The sequence below is a fragment of the Streptomyces sp. NPDC127197 genome (assembly GCF_042672405.1).
Lineage (GTDB): Bacteria > Actinomycetota > Actinomycetes > Streptomycetales > Streptomycetaceae > Streptomyces > Streptomyces flavusporus.
In genome coordinates, this window is record NZ_JBHXVG010000040.1 from 48,683 (window position 1) to 58,070 (window position 9,388).

At 71.4% G+C, this 9,388-nt stretch carries 7 protein-coding genes and 1 pseudogene; 5 read left to right on the plus strand and 3 right to left on the minus strand.

All coding sequences use genetic code 11. The annotated features are described in order from the left end of the window. The first annotated feature begins 19 nt into the window (after positions 1–19). Positions 20–1,150 carry a tRNA 2-thiouridine(34) synthase MnmA gene (gene mnmA / locus ACFVJQ_RS37600; RefSeq protein ID WP_385513663.1) on the plus strand — a complete coding sequence of 377 codons (1,131 nt, stop codon included), beginning with the start codon at positions 20–22 and terminating at the stop codon, positions 1,148–1,150. Between the two features lie 19 nt (positions 1,151–1,169). Here mnmA and ACFVJQ_RS37605 read toward each other — a convergent pair whose 3' ends face one another. Together ACFVJQ_RS37605 and ACFVJQ_RS37610 are read right to left on the minus strand one after the other, a co-directional pair. After that, positions 1,170–1,949: an alpha/beta fold hydrolase gene (locus ACFVJQ_RS37605; RefSeq protein WP_385790191.1), complete on the minus strand. Its 780-nt coding sequence runs from the start codon at positions 1,947–1,949 to the stop codon at positions 1,170–1,172. A gap of 37 nt (positions 1,950–1,986) precedes the next feature. Then, entirely contained in the window at positions 1,987–2,313 is a 327-nt protein-coding gene (locus ACFVJQ_RS37610) for a DUF427 domain-containing protein (RefSeq protein ID WP_385513664.1), read from the minus strand. Between the two features lie 131 nt (positions 2,314–2,444). On the opposite strand from ACFVJQ_RS37610, the gene ACFVJQ_RS37615 reads away from it, so the two are divergent. The 4 genes from ACFVJQ_RS37615 (at position 2,445) to ACFVJQ_RS37630 (ending at position 8,979) form a co-directional block, all read left to right on the plus strand. Further along, positions 2,445–3,134: an SDR family oxidoreductase gene (locus ACFVJQ_RS37615; RefSeq protein ID WP_385513665.1), complete on the plus strand. Its 690-nt coding sequence runs from the start codon at positions 2,445–2,447 to the stop codon at positions 3,132–3,134. 227 nt (positions 3,135–3,361) lie between these two features. After that, positions 3,362–4,318 carry a methionine synthase gene (locus ACFVJQ_RS37620; RefSeq protein WP_385513726.1) on the plus strand — a complete coding sequence of 319 codons (957 nt, stop codon included), beginning with the start codon at positions 3,362–3,364 and terminating at the stop codon, positions 4,316–4,318. A gap of 15 nt (positions 4,319–4,333) precedes the next feature. Further along, on the plus strand, positions 4,334–6,529 hold the full coding sequence (ligA, locus tag ACFVJQ_RS37625) for an NAD-dependent DNA ligase LigA (RefSeq protein WP_385790186.1): 2,196 nt from the start codon (positions 4,334–4,336) through the stop codon (positions 6,527–6,529). Positions 6,530–6,732: 203 nt separating this feature from the next. Beyond that, on the plus strand, positions 6,733–8,979 hold the full coding sequence (locus ACFVJQ_RS37630) for a putative bifunctional diguanylate cyclase/phosphodiesterase (protein ID WP_385513667.1): 2,247 nt from the start codon (positions 6,733–6,735) through the stop codon (positions 8,977–8,979). 19 nt (positions 8,980–8,998) lie between these two features. On the opposite strand, the pseudogene ACFVJQ_RS37635 reads toward ACFVJQ_RS37630, so the two are convergent. Further along, a pseudogene (locus ACFVJQ_RS37635) lies at positions 8,999–9,295 on the minus strand (transposase); the annotation flags it as partial. Positions 9,296–9,388: the final 93 nt, after the last annotated feature.

The following is a 9,388-nucleotide window of genomic DNA, read 5'->3' on the forward strand; positions in this document are numbered from 1 at the left end:
CCCGTACCCTGGAAGCGTTATGACTGACACCCCGCAGAGCCCCCGCCCCCTCCGCGTCCTCGCCGCCATGTCCGGTGGCGTCGACTCCGCCGTCGCCGCCGCCCGCGCGGCCGAGGCGGGCCACGACGTGACCGGCGTCCACCTCGCGCTCTCCGCGAACCCGCAGTCCTTCCGCACCGGCGCGCGGGGCTGTTGCACGATCGAGGACTCCCGCGACGCCCGCCGCGCCGCGGACGTCATCGGCATCCCGTTCTACGTCTGGGACCTCGCCGACCGCTTCCGCGAGGACGTCGTCGAGGACTTCGTCGCCGAGTACGAGGCGGGCCGCACGCCGAACCCCTGCCTGCGCTGCAACGAGAAGATCAAGTTCGCCGCGCTGCTGGACAAGGCGCTCGCCCTCGGCTTCGACGCGGTGTGCACCGGTCACTACGCGAAGGTGATCGTCCGCGAGGACGGCTCCCGCGAGCTGCACCGCGCCTCCGACATGGCGAAGGACCAGTCGTACGTCCTCGGTGTGCTCGACGACCAGCAGCTCGCCCACGCGATGTTCCCGCTCGGCGACACGGTCACCACCAAGGACGAGATCCGCGCGGAGGCCGAGCGCCGCGGCCTCGCCGTCGCCAGGAAGCCCGACTCGCACGACATCTGCTTCATCGCCGACGGCGACACCCAGGGCTTCCTCGCCCGTCGCCTCGGCAAGGCCGAGGGCGACATCGTCGACGAGTCCGGCACCCGCGTGGGCACCCACGAGGGGGCGTACGGCTTCACCATCGGCCAGCGCAAGGGCCTGCGCATCGGCACCCCCGCCCCCGACGGCAAGCCGCGCTACGTCCTCGACATCTCCCCGGTGACCAACACGGTGACGGTCGGCCCCGCGTCCGCCCTGGACGTCAGCGCCCTCACCGCCATCAAGCCCCGGTGGTGCGGTGTGGCCCCGACCGGCCCCGGCACCTACACCGCCCAGCTGCGCGCCCACGGCGGCGAGACCGAGGTGACCGCCGAACCGGTCGACGGCGAGCTGCGGGTGCACTTCACGGAGCCGGTGCGGGGCGTGGCCCCGGGCCAGGCGATCGTGCTGTACGACGGCACGCGCGTGGTGGGGTCGGCGACGATCGCGTCGACGGTGCGGGCGACGGCGGGCGTGGCCTGAGCCGCAGCCTGGGCCGCACTCACTCGCTGAAGAACTCCGCCAGCACCGGCGCCAGGACCTGCGGATCCACCATGTGCGTCTGGCCCTCGAGGACGCGGTACGCGCCCTGGGGAGCGGCGTCCGCGACCGCTCGGGCCGCCTGTCTCATCCAGCCGGGGCTCGCCCCGCCCGCGAGGGCCAGGACGGGCGCGGTAATGGCGGCCAGCCGGTCCCGGGGGACCCGGCCGTCGCCCATGACGGCGTCGTCGTACGCCAGGCTCGGCGCAATGGTCTCCATGCCGGACCACAGGGGGGACTGGCGCGCGCCCTGGATCATCTCCTCGGCCAGGCCGGTCAGCCTCAGGAACAGTTCGACGGCGTCGCCGCGCCGCCCCTGCGCGAGCGCCTCGGTGAGCCGTTCGCTGTACTCGGCGCGCCCATTCGCCGCGACCTCGTCCATGGCGAACGGCACCTCGTACACGGCCACCTGACGCACCGGCAGCCCGCTCGCCGCCGCATGAAGCGCCAGCGCGCCGCCCGACGAGATGCCGTACAGCGCCGCGTCGCCGCCCTCGGCCTCGATCAGCGCCGCCAGGTCCTCGATCTCACGCTCCACCGTGTACGGCGTCGTGTCGCCGCTCTCGCCGCGGCCCCGGCGGTCGTACACGACGACGCCGAAGCGGTCCGACAGGGGCCCGGCCAGCGGTGCCACCGTGGCGCCCGCCGACATCGCCCCGCTGACCAGGACGACTACCGGGCCCTGTCCGATGCGCTGGTACACGATGGGGGTGCCGTCGCGCGAGATGGTGTTCTTGTCCATGCCTGTGGAGACTGCCACGGGGCATGGAACTCATCGGTTACGACACTTCTTCTACGTCGTAGAAGCAGAGGTGGTCCTTGATCTCGGCCACGCCCGGCTTCGGGTCCGGGTAGGCCCAGACGAGGTCGGCCGCCCCCGGCAGCGACCAGTAGGAAGCGGTGCCCTTGAACGGGCAGTAGGTGTGGGTCTCGGAGGGCGTGAGCAGATCGAGCCGGACGTCCTCCGGCGGCAGGTAGTACCGCACGGGAGAGCCCGTCTCCCGCAGGATCAGCGGCCGGTCGCTCTCCGCCAGTACCTGCCCGTCGTGGACGGCCCGTACCCGCTGCGTGCCCTGCTCGATGGTGATCGTGTGTCCTTGGGTCATACCCGAGAAAGCGTTCGCCGGCGCCCGGTTCTTCCCGGGTACGGTGGCCCCGGGCAAGGTGCGGGCGCGCCGGTGTACCTCGCGGCGGGCCGGGGCGTGGAGCGACGCGCGAGTGATGCGAGCATGGCGGCATGGCTACACATGTGATCACCGGGGCGGGCTCCGGCATCGGAGCGGCCGTGGCCCGCCGGCTGCACGCGCGCGGGGACGAGATCGTGCTGCACGCGCGTGACGCCGGCCGTGCGAAGGAACTGGCCGCCGAGTTCCCGGGGGCGAGGACCCTCGTAGGTGACCTGTCCGAGCCCGACAGGCTGAGCTGGGCGCTCTCCCACCAGACGCTGCCCGACCGGGTGGACTCCCTGCTCCACATCGCCGGTGTGGTCGACCTGGGCCCGGTCGGCGACCTGACCCCGAAGACCTGGCGCCACCAGCTCAACGTCAACCTCCTCGCCCCCGCCGAACTCACCCGCCTCTTCCTGCCCCAACTGCGCGCCGCCCGCGGCCATGTGCTGTTCGTCAACTCCGGCGCCGGCCTCAACGCCCACGCCGGCTGGTCCGCGTACGCGGCCTCGAAGCACGGCCTCAAGGCGCTGGCCGACTCCCTGCGTCACGAGGAGCACGCGAACGGCGTCCGGGTCACCTCCGTCTACCCGGGCCGTACGGCGAGCCCCATGCAGGCCAAGGTCCACCAGCAGGAGGGCAAGGACTACGACCCCTCGAGGTGGATCGACCCCGAGTCGGTGGCGACGACGATCGTGATGGCGCTGGACCTGCCGAGGGATGCGGAGGTCAATGATCTGACGGTGCGGCCGGGGTGGTAACGGCATGGTGAGGCGCCGGCGGACACAAGTCAGCCCGTCCGGCGCTTGAGGACGAGGCCGTTCAGGCCGAAGGGGAGTCTGGGGGTGCAGCCCCCAGGGACGGGACGGGTAGGGGCGGCGGGGCGAGAAACCGAGGCCCGCAGCCGCACACCGGCCCCAACGCCATACGTAGGCTTCACCCCGTGAACGAAAACTTCAGCTTCGGCGCGGCCACGGGCGTCGGCTCCATGCCCGGCGGGGACGCGCGCGAGGCCGCCAAGACCGTCACCGGATCCTTCGAGGACTTCCCGTTCCTGCCCGAACTGCCCGCCCGGGGGCCCGGCGCCGACATGATCGGGCGGACCGCCGGGATGCTCGTCGAGCTGTACGCGCGCGTGGAGCCCAGCGGTTGGCGGATCGGGGACCGGCCGGGGCGGGACACCAAGCGCGCCTGGTCGTGGCTCGGCGAGGACCTGGACGCGCTGGAGGAGTTCACGCAGGGCTACGAGGGCCCGTTGAAGGTGCAGGCCGTCGGCCCGTGGACCCTCGCGGCCGCACTGGAGCTGAGGAACGGCGAGGCCGCCCTCTCCGACCTCGGCGCCTGTCGCGACCTCGCCGCCTCCCTCACCGAGGGACTCCGGCTCCACCTCGCGGAGGTACAGCGGCGCGTACCCGGCGCCCGGCTCGTCCTCCAGCTGGACGAGCCGTCCCTGACCGCCGTCCTGCGCGGCCGGGTGAAGACCGCCAGCGGCTACCGCACCCACCGGGCCGTCGACCGGCAGATCGTCGAGGCCACGCTCCGGGACGTCATCGGCGTACACGACGGCGGTCCGGTCTTGATCCACTCCTGCGCACCGGACGTCCCGTTCGCCCTGCTGCGCCGAGCCGGAGCGAAGGCCGTCTCCTTCGACCTCTCACTCCTCACCGAACGTGACGACGAGGCGATCGGCGAAGCCGTGGAAGGGGGTACCCGGCTGTTCGCAGGCGTCGTGCCCAGCACGGACAGCCGATTGTCAGACCCTGCCGGTAGCGTCATGGGTGTTCGGACGCTCTGGCGCAGGCTGGGGCTGCAACCGGGTCTGCTGGCGACGGCAGTCACGGTCACGCCGACGTGCGGTCTCGCGGGCGCTTCCCCGGAGTACGCGCGCCAGGCCCTCGCGCACTGCGTCCGGGCGGCGAGATCCCTCGCGGACAACCCTGAGTAACGGGAGGACAACACGGTGGCCGGCGACAAGCAAGCGGAGTCCACAGCGGTACCCGCCGAGGCACGGGAGCGGCATGCGCAGCTCGCCGAGCAGGTCGAGGAGCACCGCTTCCGGTACTACGTGAAGGACGCCCCCGTCATCAGCGACGCGGAGTTCGACCAGCTCCTGCGCACCCTGGAGGAGCTGGAGGAGCAGTATCCGGAGCTGCGCACCCCGGACTCGCCGACCCAGAAGGTCGCCGGGTCGTACGAGACGGAGTTCACGGCGGTCCAGCACCGCCAGCGCATGCTCTCCCTCGACAACACCTTCAACGACGAGGACCTCGCCGCCTGGGCCGAGCGCATCGCCAGAGAACTCGGCAGCCAGGAGTACCACTTCCTGTGCGAGCTCAAGGTCGACGGCCTCGCCGTCAACCTCACCTACGAACACGGCCGCCTCACCCGCGCGGCGACCCGTGGCGACGGTCGCACCGGCGAGGACATCACGCCCAATGTCCGGACGATCGCGGAGATCCCGGACCGGCTGAAGGGGGAGCGCGTCCCGGACCTCGTGGAGATCCGCGGCGAGGTCTACTTCCCGATGGAGAAGTTCGAGGAGCTCAACGCCCGCCTGGTGGCGGCCGGCGACAAGCCCTTCGCCAACCCGCGCAACGCGGCGGCCGGTTCCCTGCGTCAGAAGGACCCCCGCGTCACCGCCACCCGCCCGCTGCACATGGTCGTCCACGGCATCGGCGCCCTGGAGGGCTTCGACGGCATGACCCGCCTCTCCCAGGCCTACGACCTGCTCAAGGAATGGGGCCTGCCCACCTCGCGGCACAACAAGGTGGTCGACGACCTCGACGGCGTACGGGAGTTCATCGCGTACTACGGCGAGAACCGCCACTCGGTCGAGCACGAGATCGACGGTGTGGTCGTCAAGCTGGACGAGATCTCCCTCCAGGGCCGCCTCGGCTCCACCTCGCGCGCCCCGCGCTGGGCGATCGCGTACAAGTACGCGCCGGAGGAGGTCAACACCAAGCTCGTCAACATCCGCGTGGGCGTGGGCCGCACCGGCCGGGTCACGCCGTACGCCCAGGTCGAGCCGGTGACGGTGGCCGGCTCGGAGGTCGAGTTCGCCACCCTGCACAACCAGGACGTGGTCAAGGCCAAGGGCGTCCTCATCGGCGACACGGTGGTGCTGCGCAAGGCCGGTGACGTCATTCCGGAGATCCTCGGCCCGGTCGTCGACCTGCGCGACGGCACCGAGCGCGAGTTCGTGATGCCGTCCGAGTGCCCCGAGTGCGGTACGGCGCTCAGGCCGATGAAGGAGGGCGACGTCGACCTGCGCTGCCCGAACTCCCGTACGTGCCCTGCACAGTTGCGTGAGCGCCTGTTCTATCTGGCGGGCCGCAAGGCGCTGGACATCGAGCACTTCGGCTATGTCGCCGCGGCCGCCCTCACCAAGCCGCTGGAGCCCGAGGAACCGCCGCTGAAGGACGAGGGCGACCTTTTCGGCCTCACCGTCGAGGAACTGCTGCCCATCAAGGCGTACGTCCTCGACCAGGACAGTGGCCTGCCCAAGCGCGACCCGAAGACCGGCGAGGAGAAGATCGCCACCGTTTTCGCCAACCAGCAGGGCGAACCCAAGAAGAACGCCCTCGCCATGCTGGAGAACATCGCCGCCGCCAAGCAGCGCCCGCTCGCCCGCATCATCACCGGCCTGTCGATCCGTCATGTCGGTCCGGTCGCCGCCGAGGCGCTGGCCCGCGGGTTCCGGTCGATCGACCGTATCGAGCAGGCGAGCGAGAAGGAGCTGGCGAACACCGAGGGGGTCGGCCCGATCATCGCCGCCTCGCTGAAGGAGTGGTTCGCCGAGGAGTGGCACCAGGAGATCATCCGCAAGTGGCGGGCCGCCGGTGTCCGTATGGAGGAGGAGAGCACCGGCGAGGAGGAGGGGCCCCGTCCGCTCGAGGGTCTCACCGTCGTCGTCACCGGCACGCTGGAGCACTTCACGCGGGACGGCGCAAAGGAGGCGCTGCAGAGCCGGGGAGCCAAGGTGACCGGTTCGGTTTCGAAGAAGACCTCGTTCGTCGTTGTGGGTGACAACCCCGGATCGAAATACGACAAGGCGATGCAGCTCAAGGTGCCGGTTCTGAACGAGGACGGCTTCAACGTCCTGCTGGAACAAGGGCCTGAGGCGGCGTCGGAGGTCGCGCTCCCCGCCACCGAGTAGCGGTTGAAGAACACCCGATCGGCGCATACCAGATGCATACGGGCGGGCAGGGCGCATTCGGGCAACCGTCGACGACCGCTGCCCGTGGAAGCCTTCTGCGGCCTACTGTTGAGGTGTGCACCTGCCGTGCCCGCGGTGCCGTTGAGGGATGTCGGGCATCGGGCCGCGGGGCGTGGGCACCGCCGGCTGTGAGAGGGACGGGAATGGAACCGACCGAGAGCGCCGCCCCATACTCACGGCTGCGCCGGGTGGCCGGCGTCTGGCGAGAGGGATTCCGGACGGCTTTGCGTGCGGACGCGCAGGCGTCGGACCGCGTCGCCGACCGGCCCACCGCGGCGGATGGGTACGCCGCCGCCCGCACCGCCGGACTGCCCGGCGCCGACGCCGAGCGGCACCCCCACCTGTCCTGGCCGGCGCTGCCCGCGGCCGTCGTCGCGGCGGCCGGTTTCGCGCTCGGCGCCGGATTCCTGCGGGCGTTCACCGGCCATCACGCGCTCTTCCCGTCCGGCACGGCCGGCTGGTCGCTGGCCGTGCTGACCGGCGTCATCGTCGGCCACCTGGTCGCGCTCGGCCGCGCCCGCTGGTGGGGCGGCACCGGCTCCGGCGCCGCCCTCACCCTGGCCGTGCTGCTGCTGTACGGCTGGGTGCCGGCGGGGATGGTCAGTCTGACCGTCGTCGTGCTGGTCGGCATAGCCCGGCGCCACCGCTGGCGGCAGGGCGTCCTGCACGGCGCGGTGGACATCCTCGGCATCAGTGCCGGCGCCGTCGTGCTGGCCGCCTTCGGACGCGTACCGTCCGTCGAGAACCCGTGGAACCCCGACACCTGGACCCTCTACACCGCCCCCGAGGTGGTCCTGGTCGCGACCGCCTACCTCGCGGTCTCCCGCACGCTGCTGTGGTACCTGCACGCGCCCCGCACCGGCGGACTGCCCACCATCGCCCGCACCGCCCTGGTCAGACAGGGCCTGGTCGCGGTCGCCCTGCTCGGCATCGCACCGCTGGTCTGTGTGGTCGCCGTCGCCAAGCCGATCCTGCTGCCGCTGTTCGCCATTCCGCTCATCGCGCTCGACTCCACGCTGTGGATGGCCCGCGCCCGGGCGGAGGAGCAACTGCGCGATCCGCTCACCGGGTTGCCCAACCGGCAGTGGCTCCTGGAGCGCATCTGGACCGCACTGGACGACGCCGAGCGCATCGACGCCCGCGCCGCCCTGATGCTGATCGACCTTGACCGCTTCCGATCGGTCAATGACACCCTCGGGCATCTGGCCGGGGACCGGCTGCTGCTGCAGACCGCCGACCGGCTGCGACTGGCCCTGCCACGCGGGGCGGAGGCCGCGCGGCTCGGCGGTGACGAGTTCGCCGTCTTACTACCGGTCGCCGACTCCACGACGTCCGCCACCCGCATCGCCCGCGGCCTCGTCGCCGCGCTCAGCTCCCCGCTCGACCTCGACGGCCTCACCCTCGTGCTGGAGGCCAGCGCCGGGGTCGCCGTCTTCCCCGACCACGCACTCGACGCCGAAGGCCTGCTGCGCCGCGCGGACGTGGCGATGTACCAGGCGAAACGGGACCGTACGGGTGTCGAGGTCTACGAGTCCAAGCGGGACTCGAACACCCCGGACCGCCTCGGCCTCCTCGCCGACCTGCGCCGCGCGCTGGACGCGCACGAGGTCGAGCTGCACTACCAGCCCAAGGTCCGCTTCGACGGACAGGTGGCCGGGCTCGAGGCCCTGGTCCGGTGGGTGCATCCGGAGCGCGGGAAGGTGCCGCCGGACGAGTTCATCGCGATCGCCGAGTCGTCGGGGCTGATGCCGCATCTGACGGAGTACGTGCTGGAGACGGCGCTCGGACAGGTGGCCAAGTGGCGGGCGCAGGGGCTGTTCGTGCCGGTCGCGGTGAACGTCTCCCCACGCGACGTCCACACCCCCGGCTTCGCGGGCTCGGTCGCCGCCCGCCTCGCCCGGCACGGCGTACCGGCGGGAGCGCTCCAACTGGAGATAACCGAGCACGTCCTGCTGGAGGACCCGCAGCGCGCCGCCGACACCCTCGCCGGGCTCACCGGACACGGCGTGAAGATGTCCCTGGACGACTTCGGCACGGGCTACTCCTCCCTCGTCCACCTCAAACGGCTGCCGGTGAGCGAGCTGAAGATCGACCGCTCGTTCGTGGCCCGGCTGGCGGTCGACGCGGAGGACGCGGAGATCGTGCGGTGCACCGTCGATCTCGCGCATTCCCTGGGGCTGCTCGTGGTCGCCGAGGGGGTCGAGGACGACGAGACCTGGGAGCGGCTGCGCGACCTGCGCTGCGACGCCGTACAGGGATGGCTCGTCGCCGCGGCGATGCCCGCCGAGGAGACCACGGCATGGCTGCGCGCCCGCGGCTCCCGCGGCTGGCAACGCCCGGCAGCTGCCCTCCCCGCCGCCACGGTGGACGATCCGGGCCGGGTCAGCTAGGGCCTGTTCTGAGTTGGGATCACGGGAGGGCTGGCAGGCTGCGTAACCAGAGGATGGATCCGCGCAGGTGGAGCCCGGCGGCGTAGCTCTCGGGTGTCTTGTCGTAGCGGGTGGCCAGCCCCCGCCACTCCTTGAACTTGTTGATGGCTCGCTCGACGGTGTTGCGATCTTTGTAGAGCGTGGCGTCGTGGCTGACCGGGCGGCCGCCGGAGTGTCCCTTCTTCTTGCGGTTGGCGGCCTGGTCGGCCTTCTCCGGGATCACCGCCTTGATGTTGCGTCTGCGCAGGTGGGCACGGTTGGCGCGGGAGGAGTAAGCCTAATAGGCACTGTGGATTGGCAGTTGTCAGTCCTGGCAGGGGTCGAGCGAGACGTCTGGGCTGTATGCAGCGCCTGGGAGTGCTTCGACAAG

Bases quoted from the DNA above. Each gene is read 5' to 3' on its own strand.
- mnmA (WP_385513663.1), top strand. From the start codon at position 20: ATGACTGACACCCCGCAGAGCCCCCGCCCCCTCCGCGTCCTCGCCGCC.
- ACFVJQ_RS37605 (WP_385790191.1), bottom strand. From the start codon at position 1,949: ATGGACAAGAACACCATCTCGCGCGACGGCACCCCCATCGTGTACCAG.
- ACFVJQ_RS37610 (WP_385513664.1), bottom strand. From the start codon at position 2,313: ATGACCCAAGGACACACGATCACCATCGAGCAGGGCACGCAGCGGGTA.
- ACFVJQ_RS37615 (WP_385513665.1), top strand. From the start codon at position 2,445: ATGGCTACACATGTGATCACCGGGGCGGGCTCCGGCATCGGAGCGGCC.
- ACFVJQ_RS37620 (WP_385513726.1), top strand. From the start codon at position 3,362: ATGCCCGGCGGGGACGCGCGCGAGGCCGCCAAGACCGTCACCGGATCC.
- ACFVJQ_RS37630 (WP_385513667.1), top strand. From the start codon at position 6,733: ATGGAACCGACCGAGAGCGCCGCCCCATACTCACGGCTGCGCCGGGTG.